The 20,943-nt window shown below is 36.3% G+C and carries 26 protein-coding genes; 20 read left to right on the top strand and 6 right to left on the bottom strand.

Annotated features, from left to right (window positions below; genetic code table 11):
- Window positions 1-244 precede the first annotated feature (244 nt).
- The 4 genes from HNR53_RS05640 to HNR53_RS23150 all read left to right on the top strand — a co-directional run bounded on the left by HNR53_RS05640 (window position 245) and on the right by HNR53_RS23150 (window position 3,131).
- Window positions 245-1,222 carry an NADPH:quinone reductase gene (locus tag HNR53_RS05640; protein ID WP_184523678.1) on the top strand — a complete coding sequence of 326 codons (978 nt, stop codon included), beginning with the start codon at window positions 245-247 and terminating at the stop codon, window positions 1,220-1,222.
- 417 nt (window positions 1,223-1,639) lie between these two features.
- Window positions 1,640-1,939: a PadR family transcriptional regulator gene (locus HNR53_RS05635; RefSeq protein WP_246439343.1), complete on the top strand. Its 300-nt coding sequence runs from the start codon at window positions 1,640-1,642 to the stop codon at window positions 1,937-1,939.
- Window positions 1,932-2,708: a DUF2812 domain-containing protein gene (locus tag HNR53_RS23155; protein WP_246439342.1), complete on the top strand. Its 777-nt coding sequence runs from the start codon at window positions 1,932-1,934 to the stop codon at window positions 2,706-2,708. The genes HNR53_RS05635 and HNR53_RS23155 overlap by 8 nt, the downstream gene beginning before the upstream one ends.
- Window positions 2,709-2,729: 21 nt before the next feature.
- A complete protein-coding gene (locus HNR53_RS23150) occupies window positions 2,730-3,131 on the top strand; it encodes a hypothetical protein (RefSeq protein ID WP_246439341.1) in 402 nt (133 codons plus the stop codon).
- Window positions 3,132-4,415: 1,284 nt separating this feature from the next.
- Here the strand turns inward: HNR53_RS23150 and HNR53_RS05625 are convergent.
- The gene (locus HNR53_RS05625) at window positions 4,416-5,276 is read right to left on the bottom strand and encodes a hypothetical protein (protein WP_246439340.1); all 861 of its coding nucleotides are present in this window, start codon (window positions 5,274-5,276) and stop codon (window positions 4,416-4,418) included.
- Window positions 5,277-5,787: 511 nt separating this feature from the next.
- Between HNR53_RS05625 and HNR53_RS05620 the strand changes: the two genes are divergently transcribed.
- Window positions 5,788-6,672: a YIEGIA family protein gene (locus HNR53_RS05620; protein WP_184523674.1), complete on the top strand. Its 885-nt coding sequence runs from the start codon at window positions 5,788-5,790 to the stop codon at window positions 6,670-6,672.
- 26 nt (window positions 6,673-6,698) lie between these two features.
- On the top strand, window positions 6,699-6,887 hold the full coding sequence (locus HNR53_RS05615) for a capping complex subunit for YIEGIA (protein WP_184523672.1): 189 nt from the start codon (window positions 6,699-6,701) through the stop codon (window positions 6,885-6,887).
- Window positions 6,888-7,190: 303 nt separating this feature from the next.
- Here the strand turns inward: HNR53_RS05615 and HNR53_RS05610 are convergent, their stop codons facing one another.
- Window positions 7,191-8,552 carry an Nramp family divalent metal transporter gene (locus HNR53_RS05610; RefSeq protein WP_184523670.1) on the bottom strand — a complete coding sequence of 454 codons (1,362 nt, stop codon included), beginning with the start codon at window positions 8,550-8,552 and terminating at the stop codon, window positions 7,191-7,193.
- Window positions 8,553-8,698: 146 nt separating this feature from the next.
- On the opposite strand from HNR53_RS05610, the gene HNR53_RS05605 reads away from it, so the two are divergent.
- The 5 genes from HNR53_RS05605 to HNR53_RS05585 all read left to right on the top strand — a co-directional run bounded on the left by HNR53_RS05605 (window position 8,699) and on the right by HNR53_RS05585 (window position 11,734).
- Window positions 8,699-9,013: a DUF4230 domain-containing protein gene (locus HNR53_RS05605; protein WP_246439354.1), complete on the top strand. Its 315-nt coding sequence runs from the start codon at window positions 8,699-8,701 to the stop codon at window positions 9,011-9,013.
- A gap of 243 nt (window positions 9,014-9,256) precedes the next feature.
- On the top strand, window positions 9,257-9,628 hold the full coding sequence (locus tag HNR53_RS05600) for a GntR family transcriptional regulator (protein ID WP_184523666.1): 372 nt from the start codon (window positions 9,257-9,259) through the stop codon (window positions 9,626-9,628).
- Between the two features lie 5 nt (window positions 9,629-9,633).
- Entirely contained in the window at window positions 9,634-10,509 is an 876-nt protein-coding gene (locus tag HNR53_RS05595; protein WP_184523664.1) for an ABC transporter ATP-binding protein, read from the top strand.
- Window positions 10,493-11,146 (top strand): ABC-2 transporter permease, encoded by a 654-nt coding sequence (locus HNR53_RS05590; protein ID WP_184523662.1) that lies wholly within the window; start codon window positions 10,493-10,495, stop codon window positions 11,144-11,146. The genes HNR53_RS05595 and HNR53_RS05590 overlap by 17 nt, the downstream gene beginning before the upstream one ends.
- A gap of 198 nt (window positions 11,147-11,344) precedes the next feature.
- Window positions 11,345-11,734, top strand: coding sequence for a cupredoxin domain-containing protein (locus HNR53_RS05585; protein WP_184523660.1), 390 nt, complete (start codon window positions 11,345-11,347; stop codon window positions 11,732-11,734).
- 233 nt (window positions 11,735-11,967) lie between these two features.
- Here HNR53_RS05585 and HNR53_RS05580 read toward each other — a convergent pair whose 3' ends face one another.
- Window positions 11,968-12,351: a hypothetical protein gene (locus HNR53_RS05580; protein WP_184523658.1), complete on the bottom strand. Its 384-nt coding sequence runs from the start codon at window positions 12,349-12,351 to the stop codon at window positions 11,968-11,970.
- A gap of 69 nt (window positions 12,352-12,420) precedes the next feature.
- Complete coding sequence (locus HNR53_RS05575; RefSeq protein ID WP_343065278.1) at window positions 12,421-12,648, bottom strand: DUF1835 domain-containing protein; 228 nt, start codon at window positions 12,646-12,648, stop codon at window positions 12,421-12,423.
- Between the two features lie 154 nt (window positions 12,649-12,802).
- Between HNR53_RS05575 and HNR53_RS05570 the strand changes: the two genes are divergently transcribed.
- The 3 genes from HNR53_RS05570 (at window position 12,803) to HNR53_RS05560 (ending at window position 14,696) form a co-directional block, all read left to right on the top strand.
- The gene (locus HNR53_RS05570) at window positions 12,803-13,414 is read left to right on the top strand and encodes an ABC transporter permease (protein ID WP_281391677.1); all 612 of its coding nucleotides are present in this window, start codon (window positions 12,803-12,805) and stop codon (window positions 13,412-13,414) included.
- Window positions 13,415-13,885: 471 nt separating this feature from the next.
- Window positions 13,886-14,095, top strand: a complete 210-nt coding sequence (locus HNR53_RS05565) for a hypothetical protein (protein ID WP_184523654.1) — start codon at window positions 13,886-13,888, stop codon at window positions 14,093-14,095.
- Between the two features lie 262 nt (window positions 14,096-14,357).
- Complete coding sequence (locus HNR53_RS05560) at window positions 14,358-14,696, top strand: plasmid pRiA4b ORF-3 family protein (protein WP_343065282.1); 339 nt, start codon at window positions 14,358-14,360, stop codon at window positions 14,694-14,696.
- Between the two features lie 429 nt (window positions 14,697-15,125).
- Here HNR53_RS05560 and HNR53_RS05555 read toward each other — a convergent pair whose 3' ends face one another.
- Entirely contained in the window at window positions 15,126-16,049 is a 924-nt protein-coding gene (locus HNR53_RS05555; RefSeq protein ID WP_184523652.1) for an AEC family transporter, read from the bottom strand.
- A 265-nt stretch (window positions 16,050-16,314) separates the two neighbouring features.
- Here HNR53_RS05555 and HNR53_RS05550 point away from each other — a divergent pair, with 265 nt between their 5' ends.
- Genes HNR53_RS05550 through HNR53_RS05540 form a run of 3 tightly spaced genes read left to right on the top strand, consistent with a single transcriptional unit; the run spans window position 16,315 to window position 17,831 of the window.
- Window positions 16,315-16,497, top strand: a complete 183-nt coding sequence (locus tag HNR53_RS05550) for a hypothetical protein (protein ID WP_184523650.1) — start codon at window positions 16,315-16,317, stop codon at window positions 16,495-16,497.
- A 49-nt stretch (window positions 16,498-16,546) separates the two neighbouring features.
- Window positions 16,547-16,921, top strand: coding sequence for a hypothetical protein (locus tag HNR53_RS05545; RefSeq protein WP_184523648.1), 375 nt, complete (start codon window positions 16,547-16,549; stop codon window positions 16,919-16,921).
- Window positions 16,922-16,967: 46 nt separating this feature from the next.
- Entirely contained in the window at window positions 16,968-17,831 is an 864-nt protein-coding gene (locus HNR53_RS05540; protein WP_184523646.1) for an HD domain-containing protein, read from the top strand.
- Window positions 17,832-18,195: 364 nt separating this feature from the next.
- Here the strand turns inward: HNR53_RS05540 and HNR53_RS05535 are convergent, their stop codons facing one another.
- On the bottom strand, window positions 18,196-18,780 hold the full coding sequence (locus HNR53_RS05535; protein ID WP_184523644.1) for a YitT family protein: 585 nt from the start codon (window positions 18,778-18,780) through the stop codon (window positions 18,196-18,198).
- 771 nt (window positions 18,781-19,551) lie between these two features.
- Here HNR53_RS05535 and HNR53_RS05530 point away from each other — a divergent pair.
- From HNR53_RS05530 to HNR53_RS23145, 3 genes are read left to right on the top strand one after another with little or no spacing between them, the layout of a single operon-like run.
- The gene (locus HNR53_RS05530; protein ID WP_184523642.1) at window positions 19,552-19,917 is read left to right on the top strand and encodes a DUF2089 domain-containing protein; all 366 of its coding nucleotides are present in this window, start codon (window positions 19,552-19,554) and stop codon (window positions 19,915-19,917) included.
- 12 nt (window positions 19,918-19,929) lie between these two features.
- The gene (locus tag HNR53_RS05525; RefSeq protein WP_184523640.1) at window positions 19,930-20,319 is read left to right on the top strand and encodes an SHOCT-like domain-containing protein; all 390 of its coding nucleotides are present in this window, start codon (window positions 19,930-19,932) and stop codon (window positions 20,317-20,319) included.
- A gap of 10 nt (window positions 20,320-20,329) precedes the next feature.
- Window positions 20,330-20,608: a hypothetical protein gene (locus HNR53_RS23145; RefSeq protein ID WP_246439336.1), complete on the top strand. Its 279-nt coding sequence runs from the start codon at window positions 20,330-20,332 to the stop codon at window positions 20,606-20,608.
- The last annotated feature ends 335 nt before the right edge of the window (window positions 20,609-20,943 follow it).

Genomic DNA, 20,943 nt, shown 5'->3' with positions numbered 1-20,943 from the left:
AAATAAATAAGCCGTATATTTGATTAAAAAAATCAGGATATACGGCTATTTGTGATGCGTACCGGAAAGGTGCGCTTTTTATATTTCGGGCTTACATTTCATTAGTATAAGCCCTACAGGCATTTTCTTTAATAACACCTAGAAAATTGTGAAGGAATGCAATTAAGCTGATAAGCAGATTAATTTATATTAAATCCTACAATGGTATACTTCTACTTATAATACATTTTTTAGGGGAGATAAAATGAAAGCAATTCAAGTTACAGAGTTTGGTGGACCTGAAAAATTGGTGTATACAGATGTTGAGAATGTTGTAGCAGGCAAGGGAGAAGTATGTGTCCGTTTATATGCAGCGGGTGTTAATCCGGCTGATGCCTATACATTAACAGGTACATATGCGACTATCCCCCAGCTGCCTTATACCCCAGGGGTAGACGGTGCGGGGATAGTGGAAGCGATTGGAGAAGAAGTCTCAAATGTACGTGTTGGTGATCGAGTATTTATTGCGACCCTGGCAGGAACTTATTGTACGGGTACATTTGCTCAAAAAGTAGTCTGTGATAAAGTGAACGTTTATCCATTACCAGACCATGTATCTTTTGAACAAGGTGCGGCATTAGGTGTACCAGCATTGACTGCCTATCGTGCATTATTTCAACGTGCATGCTTAAAGCCTGGTCAAACCGTGCTTATTCATGGAGCCAGCGGCGGGGTTGGATTACAGGCTGTACAAATGGCAAAAGCCCACGGTGCTAAAGTGATTGGAACAGCAAGTAAGCCAGAGGGTAAAAAAATGGTTGAGCAAGCTGGCGCAGATGTTGTCATTGATCATGTGACAGAAGCTACGATTAAAGATGTGCAAGCCTTAACGGATGGCAATGGACCTGATGTCATTATTGAGTTTTTAGCAAATGTTAATTTAGAAACAGATTTAAAGCTGATTTCACCATTTGGTAAAATTGTAGTTATTGGAAATCGCGGTTCAATAGAAATAAATCCACGACTCGCCATGCAAAAGGAATGTGATATTTTGGGAATGGTCCTATGGAACGCAAGGCAAGATGAACTTGAACAAAGTATTAACGATGTAATTGATATGCTGACAAGTGGTGCACTTCGTCCGATGATTGGTACAACCTTGCCATTGCAGAAAGCATCGCAGGCCTTTGAACAGCTCGCAAAAGGTATTGGAAATGGTAAAATTATTTTAAGTATTGACTAATTATTCTATATCTTTTAGTATAAGACAATAATTTTTAAGGATTGTGAAAGTTGCATCTAAAGTAACGGGTCTTATAGCACAATAACTAAATTACACTTTTGAAGCTCTGAAGTAAAAAGTTGAAATAGAGAGCAGGGAAGTAGATTCACGTGTCAATTAAAGAAAACTAGTTATTTATGTCAATTAAGTGCAATTGTAAAAAAGTATACTTTAACTAAATGACAGAAAAGCTGAACAAGAAGATCATTTTTATGTGGTCTTCTTTTGCTACAAAAAGGAAAATGATAAAAATTATATCTGTTTTTATTTACAATAGATATTTCATGATATATTGTTATGTTATACGATATATCGCTATACATAATATCTCTGGGAACGAAGGAAGGTAAGTAAACAATGGCATATAATGGGGGACCTATGACCGAAGCAATGTATTATGTACTACTAGCGTTAATGCGTCCCAACCATGGGTATCAGCTTATGCATGCAATTACTGAAGTATCAAATGGCAGATTGAAAATGGGGCCAGGGACACTATATGGAGTACTCTCACGCATGCAAAAAGACGGTCTTATTTCGCTAGCAGAAAATGATGGTAGAAGGAAGACCTATCTACTGACACCAGAAGGGAAACACGCTTTGCATACAGAGTATGGTCGATTGAAAGCCTTGATAAAAGATAGTAGCATTTTAGAGGAAGGTGATGAGGATGAATAAAACGGTCCATAAACTTCGGCCCAGTGATTATTGGCGGATTGGTGAGCATGAAAGCTGGTTTTCAGACATGGCTGATAAAGGGTTGCATCTAAAAAAGATGGGGATACATTTTGCCAAGTTTGTTAAAGGTGAACCGAAGAAAATGAGGTACAGAATAGATGTATCCATAATGAAAAAGCTTACACCAGAACAAATACAGATGTATGAAGAAAGTGGTTGGGATTATGTAACAAGCTATAGTTTTTTTCATGTCTTTTCATCACCTAAAGAACTCGATGCACCAGAGCTTCATACAGATCCCGCCGAACAGTCTTATACATTAAAGGAACTGGACAAGAAATTAGCTTTAAATGCTGTTATGGCAGTTGTTGCAATGATTTTAATTATTGGTATGTTATCTGCTATCTGGTTTCTTGATGGGACTCCTACCTTAGTGATCGTGGAAGGCACAGCTATTCAACAAACTATTTTAGCCATCTTCCTTGGATACTCGGCCTATCAATCGCTCCAAGCATCAATTTCCATTCGTGCTTTGCGAAGAAACCTTATTGAAGGCAAAACGATTGATCATCATGCACCTTGGAAAAAGCACTACCGATTACATTCTACCATCGCTTTTCTTTTTACAACGGTAGTTGGATTGAGTGCTATCATACCGTTCGTACAGCTTATAAAAATGGATACGAAAACATTGCCCGAAGCAAGTCTTGATTTACCGATTGTTAGGTTAGCAGATGTAGAAGAGAATCCAGCATTGGTTCGAGGGTAACCTTCCTATATAAGTGATAATGTGGATTGGGGCAACCGGTATTCATATGATTGGGGTCCATTGGCACCCGTGCAATATGAAACAGATGAAGAGGGTGTGGTTCCCGGAAAAACGTGGGAGGACGGAAGTGGTGAATATTCACCGAGTATTCATACACAGGTTTATCAGCTGAATATACCGGGTCTGGCGGATAATCTGATTTCCGATTTAATAGAAAGATATAGATATGAAGATAGTAGAAAAGATTTTGTTGAAACAAAACATCCAGGCTTGGATCTTTTGATTGTACATGAGGAAAAGGAAATGAAAGAAGTATTTGCTTTTAAAGGAAAAGCGGTCATGCATGTCAGGTATTATGGCAATGCAGATATAAATTCAGTAATAGAAAACACGGCAGAAAAGATTTATTTAATTTCAGATTAATAGGTTGTCTTATTCTGCAAACGGGCGTGCGCGACAAGTTCTGTTATAAGCGTTTATTATGTGAAATACAGGAAAGTTTGCACGGCAAATTTTTCACTTTATAACGGAGGATAGGAATGAAGAAACCATGTTTTCTGAAACTATCCCGTCAATAGTCCTGCATGCGTTATGATTGACAGATTATAGGGTGTGAAGTACAGGTAGATTCGGCAGAACGAAGGCTGTAGCCATTCCTGTGGAAAAGGTATGTCAACGGATATGCCGCACAGCTGAAAAACTTGATATGGTGAAAATAGTTCTAATATTCAGGAACTGACGGACTTCCGAATGTAAGGGTCTAAAGATTGAACATAGAGAAACCTATTTCAGCAATCGACCAATAATATTAAGCAGTAGCCTTAAGAAACTTTCGGTACCTTAGTAAAAAAGCTGGATATTTATGGTGAAATGCAGTAAAGGATAGTGAATCGTTCTGAAAAGGAACAGGGAAAATACTCCACATAAATAAATGATTTATTAATGAAAGGTGTAAGAAATAAATAACGACAGGAACGGAGGTTCACACTAAATATATGAAGTATTTAATAGGTTTGTATGTTGTTATGGTAATAATGGTATTTGTTAATTGGACAAGTGTTTTTATTTTTAAAGATAAATATTCAGCCATTGCATGTTGGCTTATAGTTATGTTATTTCTCCTTGGGACTGTATTTTTTGCTAATGCAAGATATTATTTATCCAAGAAGTAATGTACGGTTTTATTTAATATAATATAACAATTAGTACATCAGAAAACAGAATATCAGCAAAATAATAAGAAGTCATTCTTACATTTTCACGAACGGGGCGTGTTAAAGCAGAGGAGATTGATAATGTAATAGGTGATTTTATTCATCTTCCCATCCTTAGTTTTATAGTGGGAATTGTTGCTTATAACATTTTAATGAAGTAGATTGAACGATGGGTAGAGAACGATGTCCAATTTGTGTTACATAGGTTAATCAGGTTTTTTTCAATCTATTTAATGTGTTATTTTTTGTTTAAAAATGACTGGATGTTCGAACTTGTTTTATTGAGTATACATATCCCCTTTTTAATTTATTTCATCAAAAAAGGAAATCTGAATTGGCAGTGGCTAATGGATGAAGAAGAAAGTGCCTTATTTAGAAACTTTAAATTTAGAAGCTTTTTAAAAATATGAAAAGTGCCAGGCGCCATCCAAACAGGATAGTGCCTGTTTGTTGTTTTAGGTAAACACAAAGGCGGCACCTGTCCCTGTGTCCCTCAGGCTATAATCCCTTGTTCGATGAGAAACCCGGCTAGGTTTTCGTAGTAGCTGTTGTATGGCCGTTCTTCGCTGTAACAGTCAAACTCGCTGCGCATCTCATATCTTTCTTGATAAAAGTGTTCGTGAAACTTTTGGGAAATGATGCCGTAATAATAGGCAATCGGCTTATGGATTCTCTTTGTTTTTATCTTTCTAACAAGCTGCTTAAAGGAATCGATGGCTGATATAAGAATGAATTCCGTCTCATTTTCATAGTTATAGTTGTTTGCAGCGATTCTAGTCATTCTCCAATATTCTTCAATAGTCTTGGCATCGTTGAAAAAGTATTTAATGAGCCCCACAAAATTTTTTGGAACGTAGTCATTTGTATAGCTGTGATCGAGCTGAATGGGTTCATCTCTACGTTTATTTAGATCTTTAATTTTTTCAGTTTCAGAAAGATTACTAGTTTCATTATGGTAGTCCAACTTTTCCACTTTGGGTGGTTCATTGTGAGGAAAACGATGAAATAGATACAGGTTGCTGGACTGAGAACCGTTTTTTCGCTCCGTTTCATAAATAGCCAGAATGCCGAGTTTCTTTGCTTTTCCAAGCATCCGTTTAAAAGTAGAACGGGAAATACCGTTGTCATTGTATTCTTCATAGATCGCCTTCAGAACCGTACCAATCTTGGCATGACAAACCCCAGGGATTTTTGCTGCAAAACGAACCAGCCGTTTTAACCCGATTAATTCTCCCTTTGAGAAATCCTTCTTATGCTCCGCCATCCACAATTCGAAATGATGATTAAACTCTTCCAATGACTGAAATTGAGAATATTGCTCGTACTGTTCCATTGCACCTGATTTAATATTCATCCTGCTGCACCGTCCTGTTATGAATAAAGTTTGTAAGGGTACTCTATTAATCCCTGATATCTTTACCATAAAGGGAGCGAAGAATTGAGTCGAATGTCTGAAAATTCATTTCCCATCATTTCCCGTCCATTTCCCGGTCATGAAATGTTATTTCCCAACCTTCAAATCGCATTTCGAGAGCAGAACCAGCTTTTTAAGTACAAAATTTCATAGAATGATTCCTACCTTAGGGACACGGGGACGAGGTGCCCCGTTCAACATAAAGCGAAACAGGACATGCCCAACAGATCATGGAATAAATTGGGAAAACGCGGGAACCGCCCCTACGTTTTTAAAGGCCGGAATATTATCTTAGTTTTTGCTGAAACTATTGTATGATTCAAGCCATTAATATTTAAGTACCTTTACTATTCAACTTTTATATCCTCGTTATGGCTTTAATAGGTGCATACGGTCTGAAAATATCAATAAATATACAGTGGGATAGACTAAAGTCAAAGGAAGGAAAGAAATGGGTGAATATATACTACCAGTTATAGTTGGCACCTTGTTGGGATTTGCAGCACGGGTTATATTGTTACGTACTGATTTCCGCCAATATCCTACGTACCCGACAGGAAGAATTATACATCTCTCATTTGGGTTTATTGCGGCTTTTATTGGGGCTGTTGCGGTACCTTCAGTAATGGATTCAAATTGGGCCGCCGTCACATTTCTTGGTCTAGCAGCAACTCAGTTCCGGGAAGTCCGTAAAATGGAAAGGGAGACTCTTGAAAAAATCGACAATAAGGAATTGGTAAAGCGAGGAGAGGCTTTTATTGAGGGAATGGCACAGGCATTTGAGGGTAGAAATTATATCGTCATGTTTTCCGCCCTCATTGCAACTATGTTCGCTGTGTATAAATTATGGCTTGGTGTAGTAATCGGTCTTGTATTTGTTTTTCTTGTTAAATCTAGAATCAAGGGGAAATTGCTTGTGGAAATGGCTGAGATTTCAGAGGGAGAGATTCGATTTGAAGGCCCTAACCTTTATGTAAGTGATATTCATATTAAAAATGTCGGATTAGAGTCTAGTCGAAAGTTGATAAAGGAACGAGCTGCAGGAGCAATTATTACCCCAAAAAATGAAAATAGTATTGTTACCTTGTCCCATATTGGGCAGCGACAGGCAATGTTACATCATATTGCAAATGTATTAGGTTCTTATCTTGATTCAGGAGAGCCTGATTTGATTCCACTTTCCAAAAGGGATATGGAAGATGGAAGAATCGCATTATTTTTCCTGCCAAGAGAAAAAGATTTTAAACAGATTAAAGAAGTTTTAAAACATGTCCCTGTCCTTGATAGTGCCATTCGTTTACCACGTCAATCTGATAAGGGAAAAGGAAATCGTTAAAAGTAAAAGGAAGAAGGAGTAAAGACATGGAGCAGCCAACGAAAATTATTGCGATTATTACAACAAACAAGGAGAATATCATGCCTGGTGGCGCACCAGTTTTTATTACGGAGAACAGAGAATCGCTGCAAACAACCAGCTCCACTTTAGAAAAGACCCTTGATGCATCTGCGCATGAAGTAGATGCAGATACAATGATTATCGTAGCACACTAACATTCAATATTTCAAAATAATGGGAGTTAAAACATCGAAGGTATAGAAGATGCAGAAACGACATTTGTGGTAAAGCTGCCTACTCAGTCATAAACAAAAAAAGCCAAATATGGATGATTGCTAATTTAATCGTCGTCCATGTTTGGTCCTTTTTGTAATCAATTATTCATCCGCTGTTCCTATTGATGGAGAAATTTAAAAAAGAGATTAAAAGTATTTTATTAAAAGGTAGCTTTATTTTCTGAACAGCTTTTTGGTTATCCATATCAATAGAACTCTTGAATGCCATTCCCTTCTACCTGTTTACCCTAAATCTTGACCTGTCACAACAATATATCCTATTAAGAATATATTCAATGCAACGATTACCCCTGTACATACCCATGCTAATATTTTCACAGGTAATTTGTTCGCAAATTCACCCATTTTCTTTTTATCACTTGTAAAAATTACTAAAGGAATCACGGCAAATGGAAGTGCTAAGCTTAGGACCACTTGACTCCACAATAGTAATTCACCTGTTCCTTTGGAGCCTGCCAGCCAGGTCACGATAAAAGCAGGAATGACTGCTAATAACCGCGTAATTAAACGACGAAGCCATGGTGAAATTCTCAAGTTAATAAATCCTTCCATGACGATTTGACCGCTAATCGTTCCAGTAATGGTAGCATTTTGACCGGATGCAAGTAAGGCGACTGCGAATAGAGTACTTGCTAAACCTACCCCAAGGGTTGGACTAAGTAGTTCATAAGCAGCTTCAATTTCGGATACATCTAAATTTGTGCCATAAAAGGCTGCAGCTCCTAAAATCAAAATAGCGGAATTAATGAGAAAAGCGATAGTTAACGAAAAGGTGGAATCAATAATGGAAAACTTAATGGCTTCTCTTTTTCCTTCTGTTGCCCTCGTATATTGCCTTGTTTGCACGATAGAAGAATGCAAATATAAATTGTGCGGCATCACCGTTGCTCCTAAAATACCTAAAGAAATAAAGAGCATTTGTGGATTTGTGACAATTTCAGGTTGAGGAATAAATCCACCGAATAGGGCGGCAATTTCAGGTTTTGCAATCATAACTTCAAATGCAAATACGACAAATATTGTAACCATTAAAACGATGACAATAGATTCAATAATACGAAAGCTTTTCTTTTGCAAATAAAGTAAAAGTAACACGTCTAATGTGGTTATGGCGATACCCAGTAATATTGGAATGCCAAATAATAAATTTAGTGCTATAGCCGAACCGATCACTTCAGCTAAATCTGTCGCAATAATTGCCAATTCCGCTAAAATCCAAAGAAAAAAGGCGGTGTTCTTTCCGGTTGCATCCTTTGTTGCTTGAGCTAGATCCCTTCCTGTCACGATCCCGAGTTTTGATGACAATGCCTGTAGAAGCATTGCAATTAAATTAGAAAGTAAAATGACAATCAATAGGGTGTAACCAAAACGTGCTCCACCTGCGATGGAAGTTGCCCAGTTTCCCGGGTCTACATAACCAACAGCTACTAATGAACCCGGTCCCATAAAGGCAAGCAGCTTACGCCAAAACCCGCCTTTACTTGGAACACTTACAGTATTATTTATATCTTCTAAGCTCACGTTCGAGCTTTGCTTTAACCAGCCACGCTCTTTTCCCGCATGTTCTTCTATCTTAGTACCCATCAATCAATCCTCCTAAAGTATGCGCTAAGTAAAATATTTTTCCCAAGTCCAACTTTTTGCTTAAAACAAGTTCTATTTAATTTATGAAATTATTTTAACTAGGTTTATTGTCTATGTAAATATTTTTGCATTTACCCAACTTTTTTATGGTCGTTCCTGGAGAAGTGATTGCAGGTGTTGACTTGAAAAGTTTGACTAAAAAGGACATCACTTTGGATACCAAAATGAAGGCAATCCATATCACTTTACCGCATGCTACCATTGTCCAAGCACCATCTATTGACTCAAAGGATATTCAAGCTATTTCAAGTGAAGGCATATTTAGTAGTGATATCAATTGGCATGAAGGGTTCCAACTAGAAGATATTGCTAAACAAAAGATAGAAAAGGAAGCCATTCAGTCTGGCCTTTTAAAAATTGCTGAAAATAATGCCCGCCTTGCCCTAAAAGAATTTTTTTAAAATCTAAATTATACCGTAACGGTTACTTTCAAATAATCGCAGCGAGTGGAACGATTCCAGCAATCGACGAAGGAATGAGTGGTGCAATGACTACAGCTGTATCGGCGAGCATATTAGCTGTCCACTTCTTTGTTTTATTTTCAAGGATTTCAAAAAAAGGAATATCACCTAGCCTATTGACTTACCTGTTATGTCTGTATATATTGTACATATACAGATATAACGGATGAGAGGTAAATTATTGTGAAGATACTAATCTCTAATTCATCGGATGAACCCATTTATCTTCAGATTGTAAACCAGATAAAAGACCATATCGTAAGGGGGGAACTAGCCGATTCGGAACCACTGCCATCGATTCGAAATTTAGCGAAAGAGCTAAAGATCAGTGTGATTACGACAAAAAGGGCGTATGACGAACTGGAAAAAGACGGATTTATCGTGACGATGGCTGGAAAAGGATCATTCGTCGCATCCATTAACAAGGAGATGCTGCGGGAATCGAAAATTAAGTTAGTGGAAGAACGGATGACACAAGCCATTGAAACAGGTAAGCTAATTGGTCTTTCGTTAGCGGAACTAAAAGAAATGCTGGAACTGATTTATGAGGAGTGAGAAGGATGAACAACATTCTTGAAATAAGCGATCTATATAAAAACTATAAGGATTTTTCTTTGAAAAATGTCAACATTTCCTTGGAACGCGGCTATATCATGGGGTTTATTGGACCAAATGGCGCTGGAAAAAGCACCACGATTAAACTCATAATGAATTTAATCAAAAAAGACAGCGGTTCCATAAAAGTCTTTGATTTAGATTATGAAAAACATGAAATCGAAATAAAAGAGAAAATTGGATTTGTTTATGATGAAAACTACTATTATGAAGAGCTTACTGTACAAGAGATGAAAAATATAATTCGTCCTTTTTATCATCACTGGGATGAAGATGTTTTTCAAAAATATGTAAAAGACTTTCAGCTGCCATTAAAGAAACAGATTAAGCATTTATCGAAGGGAATGAGGATGAAGTTTTCATTGGCAATTGCTCTTTCCCATCATGCAGAATTGCTGATTATGGATGAACCGACTTCCGGATTGGATCCGCTTGTACGCTCAGAGCTGCTGGATATTCTGCAATCCCTGTTAGAAGATGAAAATAAATCCGTATTTTTTTCCACCCATATCACATCTGATTTAGATAAAGTAGCGGATTATATTACGTTGATTCACGACGGCGAGATTCTTTTAAGTCAAGCAAAAGACGAATTGATAGAGGAATATTGCGTGGTGAAAGGGGATAAAGAAATACTAGATACAGAGAATCGAGATATCTGGATCGGTTTACAGTTGAATCAGTACGGATTTGAGGCACTGGCCAGAAGAATGGACGTTAAAAACCACTTTGGTGGGGCTATATTGATAGAAAAGCCAACTATTGAAGATATCATGTTATTTTTCACAAAAGGGAGTGGGGATCGTGTTTCATCTTATTAAAAAAGACATTTTGTTACAAAAAAAATCCTTTGCCTTTGCGCTTCTATTAATGTTGTTTTTCTCCTTTACCTTATCAAACTTAGGTCCAACGGGAATAACCATTGGGATTATAACCATTGCGTATCAGCTCGGTCTTGGTGCCAGTGCATTGGAAGATAAAAATAACAGCGATATCATTCTTATTAGCCTTCCCATCAAAAAGAAAACGATTGTGTTATCAAAATACCTCTCCATTTTTGTTTATCTTCTATATGCCGTGCTTGGGTTTTCGTGTCTTTATTTAGCAGTCAATCTGTTTGCCATACCTTATGAGATTCCGCTTACAAAGGCGGGGGTGGTTAGTGCTATTGCGAGTGGTATTATCTTCTTTTCTATCACTTATCCGTTGATTTTTCGCTTTGGATATCTGAAGTCAAAAATGCCTAATTTTTTTCTCTTTTTTGTGTTGATACTTGGCGGCACGGCCGCTGCTGTCAATTTGTTTTATAATGAACAATCTGTGCTCGGCCAAAAACTGGCCCAGTTTCTGGAAGGAGCGGGGGCTATGTTTACCGTGATATTTCTTTTCGGTTTAGCTATCATATGGACTGTTTCATATTTGATTTCCTTGCGTTTTTATACAAAAAGAGAATTTTAGCTGCGGAACACAGGTCCACGGCGTAGATGCTTGCCCGTTGGCTGTAACACCCAATCTTGGTATTAGTATCCATTGGAAGGGGTCGGGAGAGCACCAGCGTTTCTTGGCACTGTTTGGATAAAAAGTTTGTAACTCAAATTAAAGTGATAATACAAAATAAATTGGAAAAACTAGTGCTTAGGAAAGGAGGGATGGCAATTGTCTGTGAAAAAGTGGTTAACAGGAATAGTCGTTATGCTTGCGATGATTGTGGCAGTAATAACACCAGGCTCACTTGGTGTATTTGCAGAATCCGTTGATGTAACACAACCGATGGAGACGGTTAACACGATTAGGATCGAATTGAACGATGATTACTTTAATCCGAGAGACATCACAATTCCCAAAGGAAAGACGACAACGTTAATATTGAGAAATAATGGCAGGAAAGAACACACCTTCACAGTAGAAAGTCTCGAAATTGACGCCGTAGTCCAGCGGGGTCAAGAAAAAAACATTACCGTGAAACCGAATAAGTCGGGTACATATGAATTGATATGTCGGTACCATTTCCAGGAAGGAATGGTTGGAAAAGTAATAGTTAAATAACAAGCAGGATTAATTAGGCCTTGCTTGTTATTGGGAATGGCAACTTTAATTAAATAAACGAGCGCGATTTAAAAGTAGAATCGCGCTCGTTTTCTTTTAATGTCTTGTTCTCCAGATTTGCTAATACTGAATAAGTATCAAACAGTAAAGGAACTTTTATAATGCCTTTGGGAAAAATTAGGGGAACGCAAGAACAATCCCCGTGTTTCTTCCTTCAGACAGGCCCCAAAGATTTATTTATTGTTCGGGAATGGCGGCGTAAACAATTGTTCATCATTTTCAATGACCGTATATTCTACTTCTGTTTCTTTCGTATCAGGATGAAGTAATTCTAATGTCACTTTTAAAGCAGTACCACTTTCTAAATCCTTTACACCCCAAAGACGTAAGAACTTATTTTGGTCAAAAAATACAGTTTCTACTGTTAATACATCTTCCTTTTCTCCATCTTTAGATTCTGTATGGACAAAGGATTGTATAAATGTGCTTGGTTCTCCCTGGCTTTCCAAATACGTTTGTAAAAAAGCCAAATACTTGGGAAAATCCAATAACTTATCTTCAAAAAAATACCTTTCAAATTCGGTAGAATCTGCTGCGTAATATACTAGTTTTTGCAATATCATCATTCCCCTTTATGATCTTTGTCTTTCATTATAACACTAATCTACTTTCATTACTTTGCCCCGTTATTTCTTGATAATGACACCTGAAGTATTAATCATCTGTTCATAATTGATATATTCATATAACCATTCATTCTGAACTCTTTGTCCTGCTTCCTCATCTAATTTCCACAATGGTCCAATTGAAGAGGACTCTGGAAGTCCAGTCACAACTTTGAGTCTTTCAAGCCCCACTCTTAAAGAACCTACTGCAGATTCTGAGGAAACGATATGTAGGCCAGGCTTTATCACCTGCCTCAACTGAGATAGATGAAAAAGAGACTTCAGGCGCTTTCCAGGAAAAAGGATTGGCGCTTGTTTTTTTGTTAAAGGTAAAAATAAAACACCTCCAAATATTTTACATCACGAACATTTTTCAAACATAAATTTATTTTCGCCATGTTTAATGGGTGTTAGTACGTCGATCTTTCTGTCGATGATAATGATTATTCCGATGGCAACCATGTTTATCGGATATGCGGCGACTTACTCACAGGAACTTGAGAATAATATCCCGTTGCGGCTTGATCTTTTCGGTATTAACAAACGAGCTGTTTTAGCGGCAAAATTATTGGCTAACCTCATATTCTTGATTGTAGCAACTGGTATTTATTTTGCTGTGGATGTACCACTTATAACAATGCATGCCCCGACAGCCGGAGCGGTTTTGCTTGTAGTTGCTGTTGTGATTTTGCTTGGGGGTATATTACTTGTGTTGTCACATTCCATAGCAAACTTATTGGGGAAATTTGGCCCGACATATGCCATTACAATGATTTTGTACTTCGGATTTTTGGTTCTCTGCGGAATGATGGGGGTTCCGGTTTCACAATTTCCTCCGATTATTCAAGATATTGCAAAGCTGCTTCCAATGACGTATATGGGCAACGATTATCTCAAGATCTGGAAAGGCGAAAGTTATGATCCAACTCATTTTATTTTATCTTTTGTTGCCCTTGCCGCAGTTGCCGTGATTGTATTTATGATAAGTTTATGGAAAAACAGACGTACAAAATAACTTCGGATCAAGTTAGCGCGAAGAAACTATAAGACTATAAAAGGAAACAAGAATGTCTTTTGTGGCATCCTTGTTTTTTCATGAGCAATTGGATTTATATGGTAAACTTAATAAGTGCAATTCGATAGAAAGGAAGGAATAAAGTGGATGACCCAATTGGTTATGCAGTAGTTGCAATAGTAAGTGCTGTGGGAGGGGCTTTTAATGTTGAGATTTATAGATGACTTAGCTGGTGCTGTATATGATATTTTTAAATTCATTGTAAGGTCGATGAGCTATTTTCTTGTAGGGATTATAATTGTTGTAATTCCAATGTATCTAATAGTTTGGGCATTCGGTTTATTTCAGTAAATAAATTCGCGCACAAGGTACGCAACTTTCGAACAATTCCATTCGTTAGTGGTTATTTAGGGTTATCATAAAGGTAGTAATTACATATTAAGATTAGACTTAGAAGGGGGGGGCGATAATATGCTATCAAATATAGGTGTACCAGGTTTAGTTTTGGTCATTAATATTATTCTTGGGATTGTTGGCCTATTTATTCTTTATAAAGTAATTTCAGCAGCAGTCAAGGATGGGATTAATAAGTCTGTGGTTGGTAAATTCATCGAAAAGAAGGATGAGTTTTCGGAGGGTAAAAAATCATTTCTTGATAGTGATTTGGATAATGACAAGTAAAATACTTATTCCAGATAAGGGCACCATTGCTAAACTAGAGTAGTCGTTTGTTATTATTCATAAAGTTCTTTACGTGATGATAATCTAAAAGCACTTCTCCAACCTACACCATTCTCTGTAATAATTTGGGGGAAAGAAAAACACATTGGACTGAGGGATCCAATGTGTAAATCATCACTATTTATTTGAATTGCCCGATTTTCTAATAAAGGTTCCTGATCTTGATTTTCCTTTGCATTAGGTAGAAAAGAATCCAAAAAGCATAAAAATTGACCCGGTTTTTGAAGAACATCGAAGCATGTTATATGAATATGATTTTGGTGATTCATGGTACCATGAAATTATTGTGGAAGATAAAGTAATATGTACCCAAGAAATTCATGTTCCAATCTGCTTAGATGGAGAGCGTAATCGTCCTCCAGAGGATGTCGGGGGAACGGGTGGATATGAAGATTTTCTGTCCATTATAGGAAATCCTCAAAATATTGAATATGAAGAAACGCTTGAATGGGCTGAAAAAGATACAGGCGGAAGAAAATTTGATCCGGAGTATTTTTATAGACGCGAGATTAATAGTAGATTAGCTAAAGTTAAGTGTTGATTTCTGAAAAAAGTGATTAATGCAAATAGAAAAGCAAGTGGAAAGACAATAGTTGTTCTTCTCCGCTTGCTTTATTTATATTTATTGGTCTGGAGGGATCCAAAATGGTTCTTACACATCCTCTCCGGCCCAAATGCAACAGAAATAATGCGGGAATTTTTAGGCAAACCTCCAAAACAGCCGGTAAAAAAAGAAGCAAAACTTCGATCAAAGAACGAACCTTAATAAAATTCTTGAAAAAGGTCTTGAAAGAGCTTTGATTTAGACAATGATAAACATTAGCAAGATAGAATTAGCAATACAAATAGGGTATAGAATCGCGAAGGTTCAAAACCCTATGAATTTGAAAAAATATTCAGTTGAAATAATTTCAAGCAAAAAGTATGTGTCAAGTTTTTTTGTTAATGAACAGAATAACGGCAATATCACTTAGAATAAAATACCTGCTAAATAAATAACTAAAGAAACAGTAAAAGCACTAATAATCGTTGAAAATAAAACCACCTGGGCAGCAAACTCAGGGTAGTTCTGGTACTCCTCTGCAATTACAGCACTATTTACAGAAGTCGGCATAGCGGACGCAATTAGTAAGGCCTGGGCAGTAACTCCCTCTACTCGAAATAGCCCAATAATTAACAGCGCTATGATTGGACTAATGATTAGCCTAACCGTGAGGCTTGAGTAAACAGCAGAAAGTGCTGTTTTAAATTGAATACGTGCTACTTGGGCACCTAGTGTAAGTAATGCAAGACCTATCATCGCATTCGCAATCATATTAGCTGGTACCATAATAACCGATGGAATTGGAATATTTAATGCATTACATAGTAATCCAGCCATCATTGCATACAAGACTGGCATCTTAAAATAACCAATCATCGCTTTCCACTTACTCGTATTCACCGATTGTAATGCAAAAATCCCATAGGAAAAGGTGAGTATATTTTGCAGCGTTAGTACAATCACTTGAATAGACATTGCAAAAGGATCACCTTTAAATACCAACTCATTAACGGGCACCCCATAATTGCCAGAATTAAAGAAAATGGTACTATTTGAAAAAGTAGTTTTCTCCCCTCGATTTAATCCTAAAATTTTAGCAAAAAGAGTAGAAAAAACATATAAAATGATGAGTAATAATATGAAAAACAATAGAACATGCCCAAATAAGCTAGCGGAAAACTGTGTACTATATAATTTTACAAATATAAAAGCGGGAACGACAAAGTAAATATTTAATTTGGACAAAGTAGAGATGTCCATCGCAAACTTTTTTTGCAAGATAAAGCCAATGGACATCACGATAAAAATAGGTAAAATAATATCTTTAAAAATCGTAAGTAGTTCTAACAAAAATAGACCTCCGTATAGATAGATTTCATAATAACAAGCATTTCCGGTGATTCTATTTCATAATACTACTTTCTTTGCCTCTCAATCAAAGCCCCGCTCTAGTTGCTTCATAAACACCAGTAAGTTGCTAAGGCAGTCCTTTTATAAAAAATTCAGCAGGAGATAGATGATTATAAAAAATAAGTTGTTGTACTACGGGCAGGTTAATTTATAAGGGACTACATTTTATTTGCTTGATAATGACTATTACAAAGAGGTGAATAAAGTGGCAATAATTTTTGTGGGAGTATGGGTTGGCATAACAGTACCAATTGTGTTATCAGTTGTATTTGCAATGCTTAAACCAATTGTTATGACTGATAATATTGGAATAAGTATGATTGTTATGGGTCTCTTAGTTGCTCTTTTAGAGGGGTATATAGGGATTAAACTAGTTTTACCACGTTAAAACAGCAGCAGAGGATAAAATCGTTTCTGAGTCTGTCTTTAAAAGGATAATGGAGGACAAGTATATCAATGGTGTTTTGTTGGGGAAGGATGAGAATGAATTTTTCATTAAGTATAATGACCTACCGACACCTTTGCATAGAGCAGCCTTTATGGTGCTATATCCCGTTCTCACTTCCTCAAAGTATCTCTCAAATGAAGAAATAGAAGAACAGGTCTATTCGATTTTTGGGGAGATGTTAAGCGGCGATAATATACGGCAAATTTTTAGCAGACGGAATAAAAGGATTCCATTTTTGGAACATATCATTGAAGAGGGCACGGTGCAGTCAGAAAGCGGACGCATTAAATCCACACGAAGATTAAATCCTAAGTTGTCTTTTACGATCATTTATAGAGCAGATGAAAATCTATTTCTTTCATGAAAGGCTTTGTTCACGAACATAGATAAAAATACGAGGAGGCATTGCCATGAATATCATTGACCAGGCTATTCAATTTGCGGCAATTGCTCATAAGGGCCAAACAAGAAAATCGACGAACATTCCGTATATTACCCATCCATTTGCCGTAGGGATGCTTTTACAAAAAGCAAAATGCAGCGAAGAGGTGATTGCTGCGGGTATTCTGCATGACGTACTTGAAGATACCCCGACTACATACGAGGAATTATCAGCGCAATTTGGGGCAAAGGCAGCCAATCTAGTTGTGGCTGCTTCAGAGCAAGATAAGAACCTGCCTTGGGAAATCCGCAAGCGGCATACGATTGAACATTTGAAACAGGCATCTATCGAAGAAATTCAAGTCATCACGGCAGACAAACTGCATAACTTGAAATCGATTCAGGATGATTATCTTCAATATGGAGAAGAAATCTGGAATCGTTTTAATCGGGGGAAAAAGCAGCAGCATTGGTATTATTCCAGCATCGTAAAAGAATTAAGCATAAGAAAAAAGGACTTCAAACTCATTCGCGATTTAGAGAAAACGGAAAAAGAGGTATTTGGTTCATTAGATTTCCTATCGCTAGAAGAAATCTCCATTCTGTTTAGCTGTGTCTATGGAATTGATGACCATGTTAGACCCATTCTAGAGGAGTATGGCCTGTTAATATTGGCAGAAGGCTTATCAGAAGAAGCCAATCGAATTTACCGCGAAGAATACGACCAGGTCTTAAAGAAATTAGCTAACCTTTTACAGAGAGGAGTCGAATTTCAATCGAATTCCGAAGGACCTTTTCTGATTGCTTCTTTTTGTGTTGCGTTACAGGCATTAATGAAATGGAGTGATCAAGAGTTTTATACGCATTTTAAGCGAAATGTGTCTAAACTGTAGTGCAGCCATGGAATAAGTGCTAGGTGCCATCCAAGAATGGATAGTGCATTTTTGTAGTTAGGCAAAAATATCTAAAAATAATTGTCCAACTTCACTAGTTTTTATTAGGGCAGTTTCATTTTTCTTGTTTGGATGGTTCATTGCTAAGAAAAAGTTGAAATACATTTCTATCTGATTACTGCCATCGAAATGTACTGGTAGTGACATAATTTTTACTACCGATTGACAATGTATTTACCAATGAATGACATGTAAATTACCAGATTGAATATTTCGTTTAGATCGAACCATCTTCTCGGGAAAAATGAATACCTGACTCGGACTAATTACATATATCTCGGATGAAAAACAACTTCTAATGAGTTTAATTCAAATATACATATATTGATTTGTATGAAGTAATAATACTTATAAGTAATCCTGCACTGATGATGATTAAAATTGAATAAGCTAATCTTATATTATGAAGGATGGCAACCCCTGAAACTATTATAATTGCATCAATAAATAAAATCACAAATCCTGGGTTAATTGAATACCATTTTGAAAGTAATAAAGCTAATAAATCTATACCACCGGGACTTATATTATTCCTCAGTAGTAGTCCAACACCTAGTCCAATTAATATTCCACCTAATATAGCACTAGGTATAATAGGAAGGTGTACAATACCGTTTAGGGGCAATAGAAGATCAATGACTATAGATGTTGTGAACGTCCCAAGTAAGCCGTTGATAAAATAGGATTTATCATACATTAGTGCGATCAGATATATTGGAGTATTCAACAAAATAATCATATGGCCTAATTTAAAGCCAAATAAGTACTTTAGTAACAAACTAATACCAAAAATCCCTCCATTTATTAGATGAAGTGGAACGATAAATGTATTAATCCCTATTCCGATAAAAAAGCTAGAAATCCCTATCACTACAAGTTTTTTTTTCATTCATTCACACCTCTCCTGTCACTGCCTTAGTAAAGTGTATGAAAAAAACAGTTCAACATTCGTTTTAGTGGGGGCTTTTACAATAGAAAAGAGGACGATAATGTTTGATAGATGAAAAAAAGTCGATCATTCCTTATCATTATGGAAACATTTTTTTATTTTTGCGATAAATACAGCATATTTAAGTTTCATTTTTTAAATATCTATATAACGTCGATTTACTAATAACAGGGGCTTTAGAACAATAACTAAAGTTCAATTTTTGAAGCCCTTTTTTATTTTTTAATCTTCCACGAACGGGCGTTCCTATAAAGTAACTAAAGCATAGTTTCTCACTCATAACACTGAGAAATTATGCTTTTTTTATTTGAATTTCCATACAGTTAAATCCACAATTTACCTGACGCAGCCCTACCTTACAAAATTGTGTATTAGAAAAGTATTTTATTGGTAAGAGGGTGGCACAGCGTGGTAAATTTATTAGCAAGTACTGGCGCAAAAGACGGAGGAGCTGGTAATTGTGATGGCAGTAATCACTATCCTAGTTGTTCCTGAAAGCATGAGACGGAATCCTTTATCTTCATGCTAGTTGATATAAATTTGACCTTAAATACAAAATAACAAAATTAAGATTACTAATGTGAGAAATTAAAAATATTGATTATGTAATTAAAAATTTAAATGATTATTTTTAATAAAACTAATTTTACTTATTTACTATTTAAATTCATTAATATATACTCTGATTAATTAAAAGAAAGGAATTTCATTATGGCTTATAAAGTAATCACGAATTGTCCGGTCTGCAGTAAAACATTGAAGATTACGAAGTTGCATTGCTCTCATTGTCACACGACGATTGAAAATGAGTTTGAATTATCCAAGTTGGCGTCATTATCAAAGGATCAGCTTCATTTTGTAGAAGTATTTTTAACTTGCAGAGGGAATATCAAAGAAGTTGAAAAGGAACTGGGAATTTCGTATCCAACGGTCCGAGGCAAGCTAACAGACATCATTTCATCACTTGGTTATGTGCAGAAGAAGAAAAGTGATGTAGACGAGAAAAAGGTTGTTGCCATGCTGGAAAATGGAGAAATTTCTGCAGAAGAAGCAATTAAATTGTTAAAAGAGGATTAGGAGGAATTAATAATGAAAGAAGAAATTGAAAAAGTATTAACAATGGTGCAAGAAGGGAAAATTGATGCGGATAAGGGATCAGAACTGATTCAAATATTAAAAGGAAAAGAAGAAGCCGGAAGTGAGCTATTAGAAAAACCCACTAAATATTTGGATAAAACATTAAAAATTCGTGTTGTATCAGCTGAAAATGATAACGTCAAGGTCAATTTGCCTATAAAACTTGTCAAGGCAGTATTAGTGGCTGGGCACAGCATCGCAGCGAGTATTCCTCAATCAGAAAAATACGTTCAGGCTATAGACATAAACCTTCTTATTGAAGCAATCGAAAACGAATTAGATGGCCAAATTGTTGATATTAAATCGGCGAACGGAGATACCGTTTCGGTTATCATTGAATAGTGGTTTGCTTATGTTGTTAAAAGTGAAAACAAAAGCCGTTCGGTTCACTATCCCCATTCCATATGCTATGTTAAACATTGGTATTTCAATTTTATCTTCAAAATTATTTCATCAGTATACAAACAAATCGATAAAAGAGCACTTCAAAAGAAAAAAACTGGACATTCCCTTTCCGCTGATAGACAAAGAATCGCTAAAGCCCATTGTCAAGGAACTGAAAAATCATAGAGGGATCGTGCTAGTAGATGTTAAAGCTAAGGACGGTACTGAGGTTATGGTTAGACTATAAATCAATTAATTAATCTAATTACAAGAAACACTTTAAAAAAAGCTAAGTACCATCCAGTTTTTGGATGGTACTTAGCTTTTTGTTGTTAGACCCGTCGAACAACTGCCAGTCAATGATTTTGTAAATACTTAAAAAAACTATAAATAATTGAATTTCTGTTAAAATTTTACTTCTAATTTCGCTAGCAAATGGACCACTGTATTAGACGTTGTTTAATCACAACGCTCAATAACCTCTCTTTCATTTTGAAATGATTGTTTAAACAAAATTATACCATGTAGTTATTCCAGTATTTGGTAACCCGGTAAATAGGTTAATCATTGATAAAAATATTA

Origin of the sequence: Bacillus benzoevorans, from assembly GCF_014207535.1 — a bacterium.
In the GTDB taxonomy this organism is placed as follows: Bacteria; Bacillota; Bacilli; order Bacillales; family Cytobacillaceae; genus Bacillus_BD; species Bacillus_BD benzoevorans.
Note: the sequence above shows the minus strand (reverse complement) of the source record. Positions and strands in the feature narration are given on the sequence as shown.